We start from the raw sequence: 18,290 nt of genomic DNA, 5'->3' as shown, positions 1-18,290 counted from the left end.
GGTGAAATGCTTTCAAAAAGGGAATTAAAAATTTTACGGTCTCTGCGCCAAAAAAAGTTCAGGAATGAACATGGAAAATTCCTTGTTGAAGGCGAAAAACTGGTTCAGGAAGCGATAGAAAGCGACTTTGAAGTTGAAGCAGTTTATCACGGTCAGAGCCAGACTCCGCCAACTCCCAGTTCCTTTGCTGTACAGGAAGTTTCACAGAAAGAGTTGTCGCAAATTTCATCGATGAAAAATCCGCCCGGAATCATGGCACTGGTCAAATTTCCAGATAAATCATTCAAAATTTCATCAGATAAAATATTAGCTGTTGAGGGTATCAATGATCCCGGTAATTTGGGTACGATTCTGCGTATTGCCGATTGGTTTGGAATTGAAACGGTTTTGTGCTCTGAAGAAACTGTTGACGAATTCAATCCCAAAGTCATTCAATCATCAATGGGCTCGATATTCCGAACTCGGTTAGCTAGAGTGGATCTGACCGAAAAAATTGAGAAATTAAAAGCTAAAGGATACTCAATTGTTGGTGCTGAGATGAGCGGTAAAAAGCTCGATCGCGATACAATTCCTCAAAAAGCAGTTTTGGTCATGGGAAGCGAATCTCACGGGATAAGTCCTGAAATTCAAAAACTACTCGATTTCTCGGTAACCATTGAGAAAAGGGGAGGAGCTGAGTCGTTGAATGTTGCTGTGGCGACTGGAATTATTTTGAGTTACTGGGTTTAGCCCTCGAAGTGAAATGAGATGGAAACCATCCGAGGTGTAAGTTTTTCAATCGGATCGCTCCACAGTGTATTGTCCTGAATCAAGACTCCGTTGATTCCCTGTGAAACTTTGATTTCAGGTGAGAATTTGAAGTACTCGAGGAAAAAATCGAATCCAACTCCAAATTCGTACATGACGTTGTGTCTTTTGAGCCGAATAACTTGTTCTGATACTGGCACTTTATTATCGGTATCAAACTGAGAGGCGAGGTCGAGGCTGTAATTGGCTCCACCAACAACATAAGCAGCGAAATTATTGAGGCGCTCTGACCGATATTTGAAATTCAAAGGAAACTGAAGGTAAGTCGATTCAACCTGCTTTGTTTCTAGTGAATTATCTGACTCACCCTGGAAGAGGTAATCGAGATTTCGCTGTCCAAATGCGAGCGTAGGTAAAAAACGCAAACTGAATTTACGGGTAATGTGCCATGAACTCACAATCCCGATGTTAAATCCGCTTTGCCTGTTTGTTTCAACTGAAACGAGTGAGTCGTTTTTCGTGAGGTCAGTGTTGAGGTTGTAGCCCATTGTGTTGACTCCCAGTGTAAAACCAAAGTGAACTTTCTTTTCATCAAAAAAACGGAGGTTTTTTGGTCTTTCCAGCTGTGCTTGTGCCAGTTCGCTGAAAATGAACGCAATAAACAAAAGGATACCGTATTTCAAAAGTCTAACTATCAACCTTTTCCGATTTATTTCTCACCTGTGTAAATGCTTGCAATACCAAACGTAAGCGGGATGCACTTAGTATTTGTGTAGCCCACACTTTCCATTACATCGAGAAACTTTTGTCCATAAGGGAATGCTTCAACTGATTCTGGAAGGTAGGTATAAGCACGTTGATCTTTAGAAACCCATTTCCCCAGGTTTGGCAAAATAGACTTAAAGTAAAAGTTGTAAAGCTGCTTGATGGGGAAGTGCTGAGGTTTTGAAAACTCGATGATAACCGTTTTTCCTTTTTTGGTCAGAACGCGATGCATCTCAGCCAGCCCTTTTTCAAGGTTTTCGAAGTTTCTCACACCAAAAGCAACTGTGATGGCATCGTAGGATTCATCTTCAAATGGGAGGTTTTCGCTGTCTCCATACTTCATCTCAACAATGTCTTCCACATTTTTCTTTTTCATTTTTACCCGTCCAACATCAAGCATTTTGTTGGAGATATCGACCCCCGTTACTTTTTCGGGTTTTAAATCCAAAGCCTGAACAGCAAAATCACCTGTTCCTGTAGCGACATCCAGAACCGTTTTGGGTTTCACAGGTTTCAATAATTTGATCGCTTTTTTGCGCCACAATATGTCAATCCCCAGTGAGAGAAAGTGGTTGAGGAAATCGTAGTTTCCCGCGATATTATCAAACATTTCAGCTACCTGTTCTTTCTTCGTAGCTTCTTTATCGTATGGAGTAACGTTCTTGGACATAAGCTTTAACCGATAAGCATGTGCTCATCAGGATATTTATAATTTGTACTGACAATAGAACTGCTCAACGCGAAAACAACGGTTAATGTTCCCACCCTTCCAACAAACATGGAAAGTATAATAATTGATTTTCCCAATTCGCTCAGGTGAGAAGTGACTCCCGTGGAAACGCCTACGGTTGCAAATGCGCTGACTTCCTCAAAAATAATGTCTATGAGCCTGAATTGTTCACTCGCGATCAATTCCTGCTCACTTATAGATAGTGCTATAATTCCAATAAGTATGATAGTCAAAGCAAACATAAGTGTGCTGAATGCTCTGAAAACAATATCCTGTGGAATTGTTCTCTTGAAGACTTCGATGTGTTTTTTCCTTCGAATAACAGAATAAGCTGATAAGATAAGAATAGAGAATGTAGAAGTTTTTATTCCGCCAGCAGTAGAGCTGGAAGCACCACCAATGAACATGAAAATCATTGCAATGAGCAGTGTGGGAATAGCCATCTGACTAAAGTCGAGAGTGTTGAAACCTGCGGTTCTGAGTGTTATTGATTGAAAAAGCCCTGTGATGATGGATTCTACAGTACCGTAATTGGCAAAGCTGTTTTGCTTCTCAAAAATCAGGAAAGCTATTGTACCCAAAACGACTAAAGTAATAGTCGTGTATATGTTGACCATTGTTCCAACTTTTGGTCTTTTCCACGGGTACTTCAATCTTTCCCGCATCGACTTTACATTGAATAAATCGATCAGCGTATCAAATCCGAGCGCTCCAAAGAAGATCAAAATTGCTACTACCAGATGTAGGATAAAGAAATATCGATAAAACTCGTTGAAGAAACCATCGCTTATAGTGGAGAATCCTGCATTATTGAACGCACTTACAGAATGGAAAAGTGAAAAGAAAAGATTATCTCCGAGAGCTTGATCAGGGAATTCGCTTTCCATCAACCACAAAATTATTGAGGTGCCTACTAATTCAAAAACCAGAGTTCCGATTATGATTTTACCGAGCAATCCTTTGCTGCTGAAAACTGAACTTTTAAAGATGAAATCTTCGAGAGAATCCTGGTGTCGCATTCCAACACCAAACTTTGAAAAGAGAGCTGTAAATGAACCAAATGAAACAATGTTAAGCCCACCAAGCTGCATGAGAATTAAAATAACAAATTGTCCTTTAAAGGTGAAATAGCTTCCCGTATCAACCACGATTAGTCCGGTGACGCATGAGGCGCTGGTACTGGTGAACAGAGCATTGAGAAATGACATACTTCCTTCAGCAACAGTCATCTCCGGCAACATCAGTAAAAATGTTCCAATAGCCATTAAAATCAAGAAGGTAATGGCAAAGAGCTTTGGTGGGTTAATCTTAATTCTAGGGAGAATTTGTGATTCTTTTTTAAGATCTATCGCTACGATAATGAGAATATAAACCTGGAGAAAGATGGTGGAAAAGCCAGTGAAGTTTTGGAAACCAATATTCTGAAAGAATTGCTGAATCACCAGTGTACCTGCAAAGTTGTAACTGATTGCATCCACGATGAGCATCGTGATGAGCAGGCCTTCTAGCCAGGTTCGCCTGAAGAATTTTTTTGGTTCAAAATCATAGATGATTCTTACCACATAACGAATAATGTAAAAAGCAAATGTGGCTTGCATGAAGAGGAAAAGCGAATCAAGAACCTCCTGAGAGTGCTTGTAACCGTAGTAGTAAATGATGACACCAACCGAGCTAATTGAAACGAGCAAGCTGATAATATTCAGCCACCGCAAAACCTCTGTTTTACTGTCGTAAATGAAGAGGTTAATCTTTTCTCTAAGCTGATTGATATCCATAAATTACTTACTCAATCTTAAAGCTTCGTCTTCAAGTAGGTTTTTATTGATCGGAACCACACCAATTTGCTCACAAACGAGTCCGCCAGCTAAATTAGCCAACTGGGCAGTGAATTCTGGTTCCATTCCGAGTGCCAAACAAAGTGAAGCAACTGCAATAACAGTATCGCCTGCTCCTGAGACATCCGCAATATTTCGAATGTGAGCCGGGATTATTTTTGATCCCTGAGCTGTATTTATGTAAACACCGCGTTCTGACAGTGTTATTAATGCCTGGTCAACTTCAATTTTCTCATTCAAAAGCGCTATTGCTTTATCCAGGCTCTCTTTGTTTACTTCTGGCAATTCAATTTTTAAACCTTCTCTCAGTTCTTTCAAATTTGGTTTAAAAAGAGTAGCGTGTTTGTAAGCTTTAAAGTTTTTCTTTTTGGGATCAACAGTTACCGGAACTCCATGTTCACGACAAAAAGTGATAACCTGCTTGATGAGATTAGGCGTGATCAATCCTTTATCGTAATCTTCAAAAATGACCACGTCAATATCTTCTCGATCAATAATACTCTGGATGCGGTCGATCAGCTTTTTATTGATCTTTCTATCGATCGGAGAAACCGTTTCTTCATCAATGCGCAACATTTGTTGATGATGACTGATAACGCGTGTCTTGATAGTTGTTGGCCGCTTTTCATCTTTAATGAGTCCATCAACCGGCATGTTCTCATCTTTCATCAGCGACTCAAAAGTATTTCCGCCCTCATCGTCACCAATAACAGTACACAAGAACACTTCAGCATCTAGAGCCTTGATGTTTCGAGCTACATTAGCTGCTCCTCCAAGTCTGTTTTCTTTTTTTTGAACAGAAACAACAGGAACAGGAGCTTCAGGAGAAATGCGATCTGTTTTTCCCCAGTAATAAGAGTCGATCATGACATCACCAATCACAATAGCTTTGAGATGTTTGAACTGATCAAATGCCCTGTTGATTAAATGTTGATCCACTTTAAATTATTTGAGTTTATCCAATGCTTTCTTAATGCGTTCTATTGCGAGTTTGATATTCCCTTCAGAAGTAGCGTAACTCAACCTGATACAGTTTTCATCTCCAAATGCTTCACCCGGAACTGTTGCCACAGCAACTTCATTGAGTAAATACATACATAGGTCTGTCGAGTGAGCTATCACTTTTCCTTCAGGAGTGTCTTTCCCAAAAAAGTGCGATACATCTGGGAATACGTAAAAGGCTCCTTGCGGAGTTGCTGTTTTGAGTCCGTCAATTCCTTTCAGTAAATCCAAAATCAACTCTCTTCTCTTGAGGAAAGCATCATTCATATAGGAAACAGAGTCAGGAGATGCATCAAGAGCTGCTTTTGCAGCCATTTGTGCAATACTGTTTGCTCCGCTGGTAAACTGTCCCTGAACTTTGATAGCTGCTTTCGCAATCCACTCAGGTGCTGCGATATAACCAATTCGCCAGCCTGTCATCGCAAATCCTTTAGAAACACCATTTACTGTCACAACCTGATCTTTGATTTCCTCAAATCGTGCTAAACTCGCGTGCGATCCACTGTAATTGATGTGTTCGTAAATCTCATCGCTTACAACCACCAAATTTGGGTGCTTTTGAATAACACGAACGAGATCACTTAATTCCTCCTCACTGTAAACACTACCACTTGGATTACATGGCGAGCTGAATATTAAGAGTCTTGACTTTGAAGTAATGGATTTTTCCAGTTGATCACCTGTGATTTTAAACTCCGATTCAACTGTCGTTTTGATGGTTTTGATACTGGCCTGCGCAAACTCACCCATTGCGTAGTAGCTCACCCAATACGGAGCCGGCAAAATCAGTTCTTCACCCGGGTTTATCACACTCAGAACCACATTCATCAAAGACTGTTTGGCTCCCGTAGAAACAACTACGTTTCCAGCCGAATAGTCCAGCTTGTTGTCTCTCTTTAATTTTTTGGCGATTGCTTCTCGCAATTCAGGAAAGCCGGGTACAGGAGTATAATGCGTGATATTATCATCGATAGCTTTTTTTGCAGCTTCTTTGATAAATTCCGGAGTATCAAAGTCAGGTTCTCCAATACTGAGGTTGATAACATCGACTCCACGGTCTTGTAATTCGCGGCTCTTTGCAGCCATTAGCAATGTTTGCGATTCAGATAGCTCTTTGACTCTCTTTGAAACGTGTTTCATATTGCGCAATTGATGAACTGCAAATCTAATGATTTTTATATGCCATCGAAGTAGTGGAGAGTGGGGGTTCAGTGAAAATTTCTAATCTTTGGAGCCCAATTAATTTGATATGGACTATTTGTTTGAACTGTTTAAGTTGTTGATTCCTTCAGGTATTGTAGGCGCTACTGTTTATTTTGTGATTCAGCAGTATCATGAGAATCAGGAGAAAATGAAAGCTCTAGAGCTAAGGAAGCAATCGAAAGATCATGTGAACCCTACCAAGATTCAGGCTTATGAGCGATTGATTTTATTTCTTGAACGCATTTCTCCTGACCGACTTGCAATGAGGTCTCAAAACAGTAAACTAACAGCTCAGCAACATCAAATGGCCATGTTGACGAATATTCGCAATGAATTTGATCACAATCTCACGCAGCAACTCTATGTATCCAGCGAAGCCTGGAAACTCGTAGTTCAGGGAAAAGAAGAAGCGATAAGGATTATCAATATTTCTGCATCTAAATGTGAGGAGAATGCTTCATCATTTGATCTCACGCAAATGATTTTGAGCATAACAGCACAACTCGATCATTTACCACAAAAAGTAGCTATTGAAGGACTCAAGCGGGAGTTTAGGTCTCGTTTTTAGTCGATTTATCGAAAAGCTCAATCAATTTTTTTGCCGCTTTATACGGATTGAGTTCTTTATCGGCAATCTTAGACTCGTAATGCGGAATTTCATTTTCGATTAGCTGGTTCTGATAGAAACGGTTTTTAAGCATGACGTTGATGTTTTCATGCATCCAGTTTTTGGCTTGCCGGGTGCGGTTCTGACCAAAATAGCCGTTTTTCATCGTCTGCTCTTTATATTTTTCGATCAGACTCCAGATTTTATCCAAATTCGTACCTTCAGTCGAGCTACAGGTTTTCACTTTCGGACTCCACATAGACCGCTTTTGAGGGAATAGATGAAGAGCGTTTTGATATTCGCGTTTTGCATTTTTACTGGCCTGGACATTGTCTCCATCAGCTTTGTTGATCACAATCGAATCGGCCATTTCCATGATGCCGCGTTTGATTCCCTGTAATTCATCTCCCGCACCGCTGAGCATGAGCAGCAAAAAGAAATCTACCATTCCGTGAACAGTTGTTTCGCTCTGTCCAACTCCAACAGTTTCCACAATGATAACATCGTAGCCGGCTGCTTCACACAGTATAATACTCTCTCGTGTAGCATTGGCCACACCGCCAAGTGCACCGGATGAAGGAGAAGGGCGAATGAAAGCTTTTTCGTTTTTACTGAGTTCGTTCATTCGAGTTTTGTCTCCCAAAATACTACCGCGAGACATACTGCTACTGGGGTCGATGGCTAATACAGCTACCTTGTGTCCTTTGGCAGTAAGGTAACCGCCAAATGCTTCGATAAATGTTGATTTTCCAACACCGGGAACTCCGGTTATGCCCACTCTAATAGAATTACCTGATTTCGGAAGGCACTTTTCAATGATTTGCTGGGCTTTCTCATGATGAGTTGGGTTTGAGCTTTCTACAAGCGTGATGGCTTTGCTGAGAAAATTAGCATCTCCGCTATAAACTCCGTTAACGATTTTATCAATGGAGTATGCTGTTCGGGATTTGGACCTGAACCGCTCAATTGCTCTATCACGGGCGCTTTTCTCACTCATGCCTCAAATGTAAGAAACCTGAGACTAATCAGTGAAACCGTGATTCCAGCTCAATACGTAAGGTTCACAATCGCCTTCAGTTAGTTCAGAGACTTTCCCTGTTAAAGTGATGCCTTCCTGAAGATGGTTTTTAGTTAGATAATCTGAAGTGATTTTCACATTTCGCAAATCGCCCAACTCTTGTTTTTCCTGAGCTAAAATGCTTTGATCAAACTGAAGCCAAACGTTGTAAATTCCTTCTTCATCTGAAGGTTCAATGGATGTGATTTCCATTTTGACAAACATAGGATCAGTGTATCCGCAAGGGCCTTCACTTGTCGAGTTGCACGAAAAAAGGGCTGATGATAGCATCAACCCTGTAATTAAACTGATGTTCAATACTTTATTAATTGAAAAATTTACTCTTCCAAACATCCTGACTAAATTCTTTAGATTTTAAAATTCCGATGATAAGTGCAGACACAAAGTAAAAGCCACTGAACACAAATGCCATGTAAATTTTTGTTAAACCTGATGCGTAAGCGTTACTCCATTCTGTTTGAGGGAATAATGAATCAGGAAGGATGAGTGTTGTGAGCAAACCCAATACTACTGCTGTCAACCCTAAAGTAGTAATATTCCTCATCGGGTAGTGAATTGCATTTCGGTACCAGCCCATGTCGTCACCCCATTTGTGAATCATGTAATAGCTTCCATTACCGAGATCTGCAAAAAGAATTGGATCTTCAGTAGCATCTCTCAACTTGAACCGACTTTCGGGAGCCACAATTTTGAAACTCTCAAAAGTCAATTGGTTTTCTTTTTCAATTTTTTTGATTTTGGCTTTTGCTTCTTTTGGAATTTCACCCAGGAATAAATGAGAGGGTAAAAAGCGCAGCCTGTACTTTGTACAAATATTTTCGATTGTATATTCTGAAAAAATGAGATCAGAGTCGAGTTGATCAAACTTTGAATGCTGACTCCTTTCTTGATGAGGGTTTGTCAACCTGTTTTCAATTGATTTTTCAAGTTGAAAATCGCCATTGATGATGGCGGTTGCCTGGTTAATGATGTTTTTCTCAGCCGTTTGTTGCTTAGCTCTTTCCTTCGTCAATTCCTCTATAATATCCACATTCTTAAACATATCCTTCCAGTTTTCAGTCATTCAAAAATACAAATCTTCATGAAATTTACTATTAATTTAAACGGATAATGGGCTTCGTTGTTTTCATTTTAGTCATACCTTTTAAAAATAAAGTGTTTTCTTAAACCATGAATAAAGATTTCATAACTTTATAACTTGATTTTAAATTAATTTTGACCCCTCGTGGAATTAGTTTACACCAAAAGACTCAATAGTTTGATTGATGGCTGTTGCGATGGAAATCGCAAGAGTCAAAGGGAGCTTTATGAGCTTTTTAAAACGAAAATGTTTGGTGTAAGCATGCGTTACGCTCAAAACAGGGCTCTTGCTGAGGACATTTTGCAAGAATCGTTCATCAAGGTTTTTAAGTCGATCAAAACTTACAAAGGTGAAGGTTCTTTTGAAGGTTGGATGCGCAGAATACTCGTTCACACAGCGCTCAGGTACATCGATAAAGAAAAGCGATACAGGTGCGCAGATGAAGAAATAGAGTCGATTTCGGTTGATAAGTCTGTTTTGAATGATGCGATGCAAAGTCTTGAACACGAGGAGTTGATGAAGTTGGTAGACAATTTACCTGATGGCTACAGACAAATTTTTAGTCTGTACGCTATTGAAGGATTTACACATAAAGAGATTGCTGAAAAGCTTGATATTTCAATCGGAACCAGTAAATCTCAATTAGCCAGAGCGCGTAAATTATTGAAAACTAAAGTGATTGAGCTGTACAAACGCTCAGTTGCGCAAAACGGTCAAAGTGCAGGATAGGGAGTTTGACGACATATTTAGGAAGGCAGCACGTGATGTTCGGGAAGAGCCGTCAAAAGGTGTGTGGGGCGCTATTGAGCGAGATCTCGACAGCAGCAAACCATACCGCATATTGAATTATGTATCGGCATTGAGATGGGTGGCTTCAATTGCCTTATTAGTGGCTTTTGCAACTGCAATGGTTTTCAACTACGATGATGTTGCTGATGATCTGTTAGAAAACAATGCTAAAAAGGTTGTTTCAGAGAAATCATCTGGCTCTGAACAGGCCAAAGAATTTTTATCACAGTCACAAGAGGCCAATCAACCCGCTATTCAAAATAACAAAACTGAATTTGATAAGAGTGGTATTTCTCAAATTCGTAACGATCAGAGCCCAACCAATAGCCAGCTTGCATCCAATATAGCTGAACGAAGTGACGAAAAGTTAGCTGAATCTGGCCCTGACCGTGAAATGACAAAGGTCAAATCAAAGGAATCAAACAATAATTCTGTAAAACAGCCCAAAACTGTAGACTACGCAGAGCTTGAAAAAATAGAGTTGTTGGCGGCTGAAATTAAATCTGATAATTTCAATACAAATGAGTTATCGAGTAAATCAAATCACTACACTTTTGATGAACTTCCAGATGTTGACCGCAAACTAAAAATGCGTGTTGGTGTATTTGCAGGAATGAGTTTGCAAAATCCTGAGGTGATAGATTTTGCCGAGTTCAATTATTACAACTTCTCCAATGATGTAGCTGATTACCGATCAATCGATAAGTTTGAAAGTACAAAGTCGATTACCAGCGCATTTGATTTTGGAGCTCAGGCAGTACTGGATTTAGGGAATCATTTTTCGGTTGTATCTGGGGTTGAGTACAGTAAATTTTCAGGAAATCAGCGGTATTACTTTGATGTAGAAGAACAGGTTTCTATTACGGTGAAGCGCATGATGCCACTACCAGCCGGACCTCCAACTCCTGATGGTCAATTTCAAAATCACTTTGTTGAACAGGAGCAAATTATTTCTAACAGAGTTAGAGATACGCTCTTCCTCAATTATCAAATGCGCAGTGTAAATGTACCATTAGAGGTTCGTTACAGGGTGAAAAAGAACAGGTTTGAAGTTTACGGATCAGTAGGAGCAGCGGTGGATATTTATCAGTCGCGAGATATTCAGTACAATTCGTCACAAATCAATATTGAAGAGAAAGAAAGTAGAGCGAGCAGAAACTACCTCACGAATATGAGCCTAAATGCCGGTGTTGGAATTGGATACTCGATCACAAAAAGCATCATGCTATATTCAGAACCACGTTTCTCTCATTTCACAAATCTCAACGAGGATAGCCCGTTTGAGGACAACACCCAAAGGTATTCCGTTAGAGCAGGTCTAATCTTCAATTTGTAATCATCTCAATTAATGCAACCATTTTGGAATATCTTGTCTCTTAAAGATGAAGTTAAAAGGATATTTTGGATGGACATTGAAACAAGAACGGTAAGAAAACGAGCTCTTAAAGTCATGGGGAGCTTTCTCCTTGCAGTACTTTGCATAATTTTACTCAATGTTCTCACATCTTGTGAGAAAGAAGACTCTGCAGTTGAGCCCGCAACTATTGCTCCCTGTTACAGTGCAGAATTCAAAAATAACAACTTCGAATGTAAAGATTACGATTCTCCGGTTTGCGGATGTAATGGAAACACTTACCGCAATGCCTGCGAGGCTTATTACGTTTATGGAATTTCAGACTGGACAACCGGTAGGTGCCAAACAGATGACTCTTGTGTCAATCCCGATAGCATTTCAAACAAACCTTGTCAGGAGTATTACAAACCTGTTTGCGGATGCGATGGAAATACTTACGGCAATGAATGTGTTGCCGAAGCTGCGGGAGTTCAGCAATACCGTGATGGCGTTTGTGGTTCAATTGAGTTTTCAGCGTGTAAAGGTGAAACGATCGAGATAGGATTTGATAAAAAAGAAGGAGAAAGATTCCAGTGGTATTCAACCGTAAAACTACAGTGTGATACGTGCTCTTATCTCGATGTGTACGTCCCAAATGATTCTGTTTCTTTTAACTTATCAGTATTCAAAGGAAGTAGTCAAACACCAGCTGAGGTACACAACTTTAAGATATCAGGAAAAGATTGCTAGAGATTTTGTGTGAACTTGAACTGCTTTTCGTTCGGAATGTATTCGATTAGCGGAACTTTAGTCACTTCCTCCGGTGTTTCGTCCTCTTTGAATTTGAACATGTCAATTTCAAATGAAAATCGTTCCCGTCCAAAGTCATTTTTGGGATGAGCGCTAAAAATCATTTGCCTGTCGAAATATCCTTCTTTTTTGAATTCAACCGTGTAATTGTCTTTTCCGGTTAATTTTAGAACAAACTTACCGCGACTATTGGTTTTAACTGTCTCAATCAATTCACCTTTTGAGTACACATTCATGGCAACATCGGCCAGCCTGTTATTCTTGTAATAGACAGAACCTTTTAACACAAGAATATTTGTTTGACAACACGCATCAAAGGAAATAGCCAAATTAATGGATAGGATAAAAAGGAACAACTTCATGGGGTTTCATCAGTTTAAGTGCATTCCGAATATAAGAAAACTGAACGAATCCCCGGTTTATAAAAACGCGACCTTTAGAACAAATTATCCATACCCGGCATGTTTGGTAGCATCCCCTGAGCAGCCTCTTTTAATGAAGATTCTTTTAAATCGATTGATTTGGAAACAGCTTCGCTAACTGCAAGAGTGATTAAATCCTCGAGTTCCTCTTTTTCGAGTTGTTGAAAATTTGTTGGTACCTGGATGTCTTTCACAGCTCCATTTCCTGTTATCACAACCTTTACACCGTTTTTCTCAACCTCAATCTGCTTGTTATCCAGTTCACTTTTCGTTTGTTCAACCTGCTTTTTAGCTTCCTGGATTTTATTCATCATATCCCCAAACATATCACAACCACTTTTTGCGTTTAAAAAATAGAATCATCAAAATTATCAAAATTCCCATCACGGTCAGAACCCAGTAATAGCCGTACCGGTATTCCAGTTCGGGCATATTGTTGAAATTCATGCCGTACAGCCCGGCCAAAAAACTCAGAGGAATAAAAATAGTTGAAATCATGGTGAGCACTTTCATGATCTCATTCAGCTTGTTGTTTTGGTAAATACTGTTGAGTTCGATGAGGTTGGTGATAGAGTCTCGCGACATTTCAACACCATCGATTTGGTGATTGATGTGATCGTACAGGTCATTGAGGAAGTTGATGGTTTCATCAGCTATGAGCGATGACGTTCCTTTTTTCAAGTTAGCAACAGCTTCCCTCAATGGAACAACTGCTTTTCTCATGATCAATACCTGATCTTTGAGTCCCAGGATCATTTGACTCAAATTTTTACTGCCCTGGTTCTGAATAATATCTAACTCATGGTTTTCTATACGGAGCGTAATATTTTCTTCTACAACAAAATAGTGATCCACGATAGTATCGAGAAGTGCGTAAACCAAATAGTCAGATCCGGCAGATCTCAACCGACCCAGTTTGTTTTTGAGACGCTCGCGAACGTAACTAAAGATATCTCCTTTGTGTTCCTGGAATGACAAAACGAAGTGATCGCCCAGTACAAAGCTGATTTGTTCTTCGTGAATTTTAGTGTCTTTTTCCTCGACCCTAATTACCCGAACAGTGAAAAAAAGATAATTCTCAAACTCCTCAATTTTAGGGCGTTGATTGGCGTTTACCACATCTTCCAGGACAAGTGAATGAAGATCGAATCTACTTCCAACTTGTTTAATTAAATCCACATCGTGAATTCCATCAATATTTATCCAACTGACTTTATTTGAATTTAAATCAGGTAAATGGGAAAACTGATCGATCTTTTGCAAGTCGAGATTTTCTTTGTCATACGTGATCAGAGATATTTCAGGCTCCCAGTTTCGCTCCTCTCCTGTGTAAATGAGCGAGCCCGGAGCAAGACCAACTTTTTTGGAGCTCTGACTAAAATGAGATGCTTTCTTTTTGACTCTACTTTTTCTCATCAGCTTTTGGTTCTTTCATCACAATTGTGCGATGTGGGAATGGAATTTCAACACCAACTTCATCAAACCTTTTCTTGATTGCACGGTAGTATTCAGTCTTGAGAATGAAAGCAGCAACAGGGTCATTTGCCCAAAGATAGGCTCTGATAATGATGGCTGAGTCATCGTATCGTATGACTCTGGTTCTGACCAGTGGATCTCCTTCCTTCTTTTCTTCATCAGTTCTCGCGTCAATGTAGTTAGGTAGTTCAGCAACCAGTTTCTCGATTGTAGAGCAGGCAGTTTCAATATCAGAATAATAACTTATTCCGATTTCAGCATGCTCACAAGTCAACTCTTCAAGGATAGAACTATTCACAATAGTTTCAGCACTAATGATCGAGTTGGGAATGATAATTCTGCGGTTTTGCCAGCTTCTGATGACCGTGTGCCTAAGGGTGATATCTTCAATAATACCACTCCTGTCAGGGCCAATATTAACGACATCTCCAACTCGAAACGGTTTAAAGATGACGATAAAAATACCGCTTATGATATTTGAAAAAGCCTGTTGAGAAGCAAAACCTATAATGGCTGCAAAAATACCGGCACCGGCAAAAAGTGTGAGGCTTATTTTCCGCAACGAGGGAACGTTATAAACAATTAACCCTGTTGCTACCATGAAAATGATAAAGCTAACCGCATTTTTGAGCAGGATGTATTTGGTGAAATCGGCTCTAAGAGCTCTCGATGAGTCACCAAAGAATTTATTCATGCTCAGCCTCAATAACCGATCAAAGAGAATAGCAACAACGGCTATAACAATTACAGTTATTACTGTTTGGTATTGGTGTAAAAAGTTTATGACTTCATTCATGATTCGGGTACAGTTTCAATCAAAATATTGAGGATGTCGATAGCGGCTTTTGATATTTTAGTCCCGGGTCCAAAAACGCCAATCACTCCCTGGTCGTAGAGAAAGTCGTAATCGCGTTGCGGAATGACACCACCAACAATGACCATGATATCCTCGCGGCCTAATTCTTTTAGTGCCTGCATAACTTCAGGGACAAGTGTTTTGTGTCCTGCAGCTAACGAAGAAACACCCAATATGTGAACGTCATTTTCAACAGCTTGCTTAGCTGCTTCTTTTGGCGTTTGGAATAACGGGCCAATATCAACGTCAAAACCGATATCGGCAAAGCTCGTTGCAATCACTTTTGCTCCGCGATCGTGACCGTCTTGTCCCATTTTTGCAACCATGATTCGAGGTCTTCTTCCTTCAACTTTAGCAAATTTATCTGCCAAATTGCACGCTTTCTCGAATTCTTTATCTGATTTTGCTTCTGATGAATACACGCCTGAAATTGATTTTACGTTTGCTGTATAACGGCCAAATGCTTTTTCCATAGCGAGCGATATTTCGCCTAACGTTGCTCTGTGGCGAGCTGCTTCTACAGAGAGTTCGAGTAAGTTTTCTTTGCCACTTTTAGCTGCTTCTTCGAGGTTTTTCAGAGCCTTATCAACCTTTTCCTGGTCGCGTTTTTCGCGCAACTCTTTGAGTCTTTCAAACTGTTGATTGCGCACTTTAGTATTATCGACTTCAAGGATGTCGATATCCATGTCGTCTTCAGTCTCAAAACGGTTGACCCCAACGATGACATCTCTACCTGAGTCGATGCGAGCCTGCTTTCTGGCAGCAGCTTCCTCGATCCTCATTTTTGGGACGCCACTCTCAATTGCTTTGGTCATTCCGCCCAGTTTTTCAACTTCCTGGATGTGTTCCCAGGCTCTGTCTGCAATTTCCTGAGTGAGTTTTTCCACGTAATAAGAACCGCCCCACGGATCAACGACATTCGTTATGCCCGTTTCGTTTTGTAAAATGAGCTGAGTATTGCGCGCAATTCTCGCGCTGAAATCTGTTGGTAGTGCGATGGCTTCATCCAGCGCATTGGTGTGAAGCGACTGAGTTCCGCCAAACGCAGCGGCCATCGCTTCAATACAGGTACGCGCCACATTGTTGAAAGGATCTTGCTCGGTAAGGCTGTAACCCGATGTTTGACAATGGGTTCTGAGTGACATTGACTTTTCATTCTCAGGATTGAACTCCTTTATCATTTTAGCCCAAAGCAGTCTACCGGCACGCATTTTAGCGATTTCCATATAGTGATTCATCCCTATTGCCCAAAAGAAAGAGAGGCGAGGGGCGAAGTCGTCAATTTTGAGTCCGGCTTCAATTCCGGTTCTCACATACTGCAATCCATCAGCCAAAGTGTAAGCCAGTTCGATATCAGCTGTAGCACCTGCTTCGTGCATATGGTAGCCGCTGATACTAATGGAGTTGAAACGCGGCATCTTTTGAGAGGTGTACTCAAAAATGTCTGAAATGATTTTCATCGATGGTTTTGGCGGGTAGATGTAAGTATTGCGCACCATGAACTCTTTGAGAATATCATTTTGGATAGTCCCAGAAAGTGCTTTTGGTTCAACGCCCTGTTCTTCGGCTGCTACGATGTAAAAGGCCATAACCGGAATTACTGCTCCGTTCATGGTCATGGAAACCGACATTTTATCGAGCGGAATTTGATCGAAGAGAACTTTCATATCCTCAACCGAGTCAATGGCTACACCGGCTTTTCCTACATCGCCTACTACGCGTTCGTGGTCACTGTCATAACCGCGGTGAGTAGCGAGGTCAAAAGCAACTGACAGTCCCTTTTGACCGGCAGCGAGGTTTCTGCGGTAAAATGCATTTGATTCTTCAGCGGTGCTGAATCCTGCGTATTGCCTGATTGTCCACGGGCGACTAGCATACATCGTGCTGTAAGGTCCGCGCAAATAGGGAGGAATACCGGCAACAGAACCTAAATGGTTGAGTTTTTCAGCATCTTTAGGACCGTAAACTTTTTTCAGAGCGATTTTTTCAGGCGTTGAAAGATCTGCTTTGAATCCTTTTTCCTTTTCCCAATCGGCAAGTTTTTGGTCTGTATTATCCTGTGAGTATGCTATTTTGCTAAAGTCTTTACGCATTGCTTTTTTCCTCCGCTTTTTTGAGTTCAAACTCCGCTGCGAGTCGTGATGGCTTGATGGGCATAAAATCAGTCGGTTTGGTTTGGCTCTGACCACGAGCTTCTTTTTTGATCTTTTCGGTCAGATCCTCATCTTCCTTAGCAAACTTGTTTACGCCAACTAAAACCCTTTCACCGTCATTGAATTGCTGATGTTGCTTTTGAGCCATCTGTTCGATTTGGTTCTGAACGAAATTCTTTTTCAGTGCCTCTTCAAATCCACCAAGTGACTCAACGTCCTGGAAAATCCTCCAGGCTTTTTGAGCGAGTTGATCAGTGAGGTAATCGATGTAATAAGAGCCACCAGCAGCATCGAGAATTTTATCAAAGTGAGATTCTTCCTGCAGGATGAGATTGACGTTTCGTGCAATTCTGCGCGAGAACGGAGTTGGATCATCATAAGCATAATTGAACGGGAGTACCGTTATTTCATCAGCTCCACCATTTGCAGCGGCCATTGACTGGATTGTGGCTCTGAGCATATTGTTGTACTCATCGGCAATAGTGGTTTGCCAGGCTGATGTTTGCCCCACAACATAAGTAGAATGTGAGCAGTCGTGTTCCGGTTTATATTCGGCTACGATTTTGCTCCAAAGTGTTCTGAAAGCCTTGAATTTTGCGATTTCGGTAAAGTATTCTGTACCAGCAGCAAGCGTAAATTGCAAGCGGGCTGTGATTTCGTCAATCGGAATACCGGCTTCGAGTGCCTTTACCAGATACTCGTGTCCGTGACTCAACGCATAAGCTAATTCCTGGGCTTGTGAAGCTCCTGCATTGTGATAATGCTGAGCATTGATATTGAGAAATCTGTAGCGGGGCAGATTTTCATGATGCCTGGCGATGAGCTCAAAAACATTTTCGTAGTTGATATTGGAGCCTTTTAAAATGGCTTTTCCAATAGGATCTGCACCGTAGCAACCTTTAATTTCATTTGAGGTAAATTTGTGTTGTTTCACAAAGCTTTCGAGAGCACCTATATTTTTTGAAAGTGATTGTTCATTTTCAAACGATACAGAAATGTAAGGGAGTTGAATATCGTTGAGCAATCCGTCAAGTGATTCAAACTGTGTTTTGATTTGAAGCGCATTACTTCCATTTAGAAGTGCTTTAAGAGCAGCTTCATTGAGTTTTTTTTGGTCAGATCCCTCGATGATCTCAGTGATGAACCAGTCATTGGTGTCAATTTTGGCTCCTCTTGAATAATGCGGTTTACCGGGAACACCTTTGTTGTCTGCAACCTTTTCGCGATTGAAATGAGGTTGAACGGTGATTCCATCGAGTGTTTGAGTTGTTATTGTTGAAAGATCTTTTCCTTTGAGATCTTTGAGGATTTTGGCTTCCCATTCATCAAAGGAAACATCCTTAAAATCGTAACTGAGAGTTTCGCTCATATGTTTGTTTAATTGTGAAAACGAAATTAAGAAA

19 protein-coding genes are annotated in these 18,290 nt (G+C 40.6%); 5 read left to right on the top strand and 14 right to left on the bottom strand.

Annotated features, from left to right (window positions below):
* Positions 1-6 precede the first annotated feature (6 nt).
* Entirely contained in the window at positions 7-729 is a 723-nt protein-coding gene (locus F3059_RS00705; protein WP_151166010.1) for a TrmH family RNA methyltransferase, read from the top strand.
* Here the strand turns inward: F3059_RS00705 and porT are convergent.
* From porT to F3059_RS00680, 5 genes are read right to left on the bottom strand one after another with little or no spacing between them, the layout of a single operon-like run.
* A complete protein-coding gene (porT, locus tag F3059_RS00700; protein WP_170264962.1) occupies positions 726-1,445 on the bottom strand; it encodes a type IX secretion/gliding motility protein PorT/SprT in 720 nt (239 codons plus the stop codon). The two genes, F3059_RS00705 and porT, sit on opposite strands and share 4 nt — an antisense overlap.
* Positions 1,446-1,456: 11 nt before the next feature.
* A complete protein-coding gene (gene ubiE / locus F3059_RS00695) occupies positions 1,457-2,182 on the bottom strand; it encodes a bifunctional demethylmenaquinone methyltransferase/2-methoxy-6-polyprenyl-1,4-benzoquinol methylase UbiE (RefSeq protein ID WP_151166008.1) in 726 nt (241 codons plus the stop codon).
* 5 nt (positions 2,183-2,187) lie between these two features.
* Positions 2,188-4,017 (bottom strand): TrkH family potassium uptake protein, encoded by a 1,830-nt coding sequence (locus F3059_RS00690; protein ID WP_151166007.1) that lies wholly within the window; start codon positions 4,015-4,017, stop codon positions 2,188-2,190.
* A 3-nt stretch (positions 4,018-4,020) separates the two neighbouring features.
* On the bottom strand, positions 4,021-5,016 hold the full coding sequence (gene rfaE1 / locus F3059_RS00685) for a D-glycero-beta-D-manno-heptose-7-phosphate kinase (RefSeq protein WP_223274520.1): 996 nt from the start codon (positions 5,014-5,016) through the stop codon (positions 4,021-4,023).
* 6 nt (positions 5,017-5,022) lie between these two features.
* On the bottom strand, positions 5,023-6,219 hold the full coding sequence (locus F3059_RS00680; RefSeq protein ID WP_151166006.1) for a pyridoxal phosphate-dependent aminotransferase: 1,197 nt from the start codon (positions 6,217-6,219) through the stop codon (positions 5,023-5,025).
* A gap of 109 nt (positions 6,220-6,328) precedes the next feature.
* On the opposite strand from F3059_RS00680, the gene F3059_RS00675 reads away from it, so the two are divergent.
* Positions 6,329-6,850, top strand: a complete 522-nt coding sequence (locus tag F3059_RS00675; RefSeq protein ID WP_151166005.1) for a DUF7935 family protein — start codon at positions 6,329-6,331, stop codon at positions 6,848-6,850.
* Here the strand turns inward: F3059_RS00675 and meaB are convergent.
* The 3 genes from meaB to F3059_RS00660 are packed head-to-tail and all read right to left on the bottom strand — an operon-like array spanning position 6,834 to position 9,009.
* Complete coding sequence (meaB, locus tag F3059_RS00670) at positions 6,834-7,886, bottom strand: methylmalonyl Co-A mutase-associated GTPase MeaB (protein WP_151166004.1); 1,053 nt, start codon at positions 7,884-7,886, stop codon at positions 6,834-6,836. The two genes, F3059_RS00675 and meaB, sit on opposite strands and share 17 nt — an antisense overlap.
* 24 nt (positions 7,887-7,910) lie before the next feature.
* Positions 7,911-8,264: a hypothetical protein gene (locus F3059_RS00665; protein ID WP_151166003.1), complete on the bottom strand. Its 354-nt coding sequence runs from the start codon at positions 8,262-8,264 to the stop codon at positions 7,911-7,913.
* A gap of 7 nt (positions 8,265-8,271) precedes the next feature.
* A complete protein-coding gene (locus F3059_RS00660; RefSeq protein WP_151166002.1) occupies positions 8,272-9,009 on the bottom strand; it encodes a hypothetical protein in 738 nt (245 codons plus the stop codon).
* 183 nt (positions 9,010-9,192) lie between these two features.
* Between F3059_RS00660 and F3059_RS00655 the strand changes: the two genes are divergently transcribed.
* The 3 genes from F3059_RS00655 to F3059_RS00645 all read left to right on the top strand — a co-directional run bounded on the left by F3059_RS00655 (position 9,193) and on the right by F3059_RS00645 (position 11,920).
* Positions 9,193-9,777: an RNA polymerase sigma factor gene (locus tag F3059_RS00655; RefSeq protein WP_223274519.1), complete on the top strand. Its 585-nt coding sequence runs from the start codon at positions 9,193-9,195 to the stop codon at positions 9,775-9,777.
* Positions 9,728-11,173, top strand: a complete 1,446-nt coding sequence (locus F3059_RS00650; protein ID WP_151166001.1) for a porin family protein — start codon at positions 9,728-9,730, stop codon at positions 11,171-11,173. The genes F3059_RS00655 and F3059_RS00650 overlap by 50 nt, the downstream gene beginning before the upstream one ends.
* 69 nt (positions 11,174-11,242) lie before the next feature.
* Positions 11,243-11,920 carry a Kazal-type serine protease inhibitor domain-containing protein gene (locus tag F3059_RS00645; RefSeq protein ID WP_223274518.1) on the top strand — a complete coding sequence of 226 codons (678 nt, stop codon included), beginning with the start codon at positions 11,243-11,245 and terminating at the stop codon, positions 11,918-11,920.
* On the opposite strand, the gene F3059_RS00640 is transcribed toward F3059_RS00645, so the two are convergent.
* From F3059_RS00640 to F3059_RS00615, 6 genes are all read right to left on the bottom strand, one after another.
* Positions 11,917-12,342 (bottom strand): hypothetical protein, encoded by a 426-nt coding sequence (locus tag F3059_RS00640; RefSeq protein WP_151166000.1) that lies wholly within the window; start codon positions 12,340-12,342, stop codon positions 11,917-11,919. The two genes, F3059_RS00645 and F3059_RS00640, sit on opposite strands and share 4 nt — an antisense overlap.
* 74 nt (positions 12,343-12,416) lie before the next feature.
* A complete protein-coding gene (locus F3059_RS00635) occupies positions 12,417-12,716 on the bottom strand; it encodes a YbaB/EbfC family nucleoid-associated protein (protein WP_170264961.1) in 300 nt (99 codons plus the stop codon).
* Between the two features lie 13 nt (positions 12,717-12,729).
* The gene (corA, locus tag F3059_RS00630) at positions 12,730-13,818 is read right to left on the bottom strand and encodes a magnesium/cobalt transporter CorA (protein WP_151165998.1); all 1,089 of its coding nucleotides are present in this window, start codon (positions 13,816-13,818) and stop codon (positions 12,730-12,732) included.
* On the bottom strand, positions 13,805-14,674 hold the full coding sequence (locus F3059_RS00625) for a mechanosensitive ion channel family protein (RefSeq protein WP_151165997.1): 870 nt from the start codon (positions 14,672-14,674) through the stop codon (positions 13,805-13,807). The genes corA and F3059_RS00625 overlap by 14 nt, the downstream gene beginning before the upstream one ends.
* Complete coding sequence (scpA, locus tag F3059_RS00620; protein WP_151165996.1) at positions 14,671-16,827, bottom strand: methylmalonyl-CoA mutase; 2,157 nt, start codon at positions 16,825-16,827, stop codon at positions 14,671-14,673. Before scpA ends, F3059_RS00625 begins: the two co-directional genes overlap by 4 nt.
* A complete protein-coding gene (locus tag F3059_RS00615; protein ID WP_151165995.1) occupies positions 16,820-18,256 on the bottom strand; it encodes a methylmalonyl-CoA mutase subunit beta in 1,437 nt (478 codons plus the stop codon). The genes scpA and F3059_RS00615 overlap by 8 nt, the downstream gene beginning before the upstream one ends.
* Between the last annotated feature and the right edge of the window lie 34 nt (positions 18,257-18,290).

Origin of the sequence: Salibacter halophilus (assembly GCF_008806325.1) — a bacterium.
GTDB classification, from domain to species: Bacteria; Bacteroidota; Bacteroidia; order Flavobacteriales_G; family Salibacteraceae; genus Salibacter; species Salibacter halophilus.
This window is presented reverse-complemented; position numbering and strand designations above follow the sequence as displayed.

Bases quoted from the DNA above. Each gene is read 5' to 3' on its own strand.
- F3059_RS00705 (WP_151166010.1), top strand. From the start codon at position 7: ATGCTTTCAAAAAGGGAATTAAAAATTTTACGGTCTCTGCGCCAAAAA.
- ubiE (WP_151166008.1), bottom strand. From the start codon at position 2,182: ATGTCCAAGAACGTTACTCCATACGATAAAGAAGCTACGAAGAAAGAA.
- F3059_RS00690 (WP_151166007.1), bottom strand. From the start codon at position 4,017: ATGGATATCAATCAGCTTAGAGAAAAGATTAACCTCTTCATTTACGAC.
- F3059_RS00680 (WP_151166006.1), bottom strand. From the start codon at position 6,219: ATGAAACACGTTTCAAAGAGAGTCAAAGAGCTATCTGAATCGCAAACA.
- F3059_RS00675 (WP_151166005.1), top strand. From the start codon at position 6,329: ATGGACTATTTGTTTGAACTGTTTAAGTTGTTGATTCCTTCAGGTATT.
- meaB (WP_151166004.1), bottom strand. From the start codon at position 7,886: ATGAGTGAGAAAAGCGCCCGTGATAGAGCAATTGAGCGGTTCAGGTCC.
- F3059_RS00660 (WP_151166002.1), bottom strand. From the start codon at position 9,009: ATGTTTAAGAATGTGGATATTATAGAGGAATTGACGAAGGAAAGAGCT.
- F3059_RS00645 (WP_223274518.1), top strand. From the start codon at position 11,243: ATGGACATTGAAACAAGAACGGTAAGAAAACGAGCTCTTAAAGTCATG.
- F3059_RS00640 (WP_151166000.1), bottom strand. From the start codon at position 12,342: ATGAAGTTGTTCCTTTTTATCCTATCCATTAATTTGGCTATTTCCTTT.
- F3059_RS00635 (WP_170264961.1), bottom strand. From the start codon at position 12,716: ATGATGAATAAAATCCAGGAAGCTAAAAAGCAGGTTGAACAAACGAAA.
- corA (WP_151165998.1), bottom strand. From the start codon at position 13,818: ATGAGAAAAAGTAGAGTCAAAAAGAAAGCATCTCATTTTAGTCAGAGC.
- F3059_RS00625 (WP_151165997.1), bottom strand. From the start codon at position 14,674: ATGAATGAAGTCATAAACTTTTTACACCAATACCAAACAGTAATAACT.
- scpA (WP_151165996.1), bottom strand. From the start codon at position 16,827: ATGCGTAAAGACTTTAGCAAAATAGCATACTCACAGGATAATACAGAC.
- F3059_RS00615 (WP_151165995.1), bottom strand. From the start codon at position 18,256: ATGAGCGAAACTCTCAGTTACGATTTTAAGGATGTTTCCTTTGATGAA.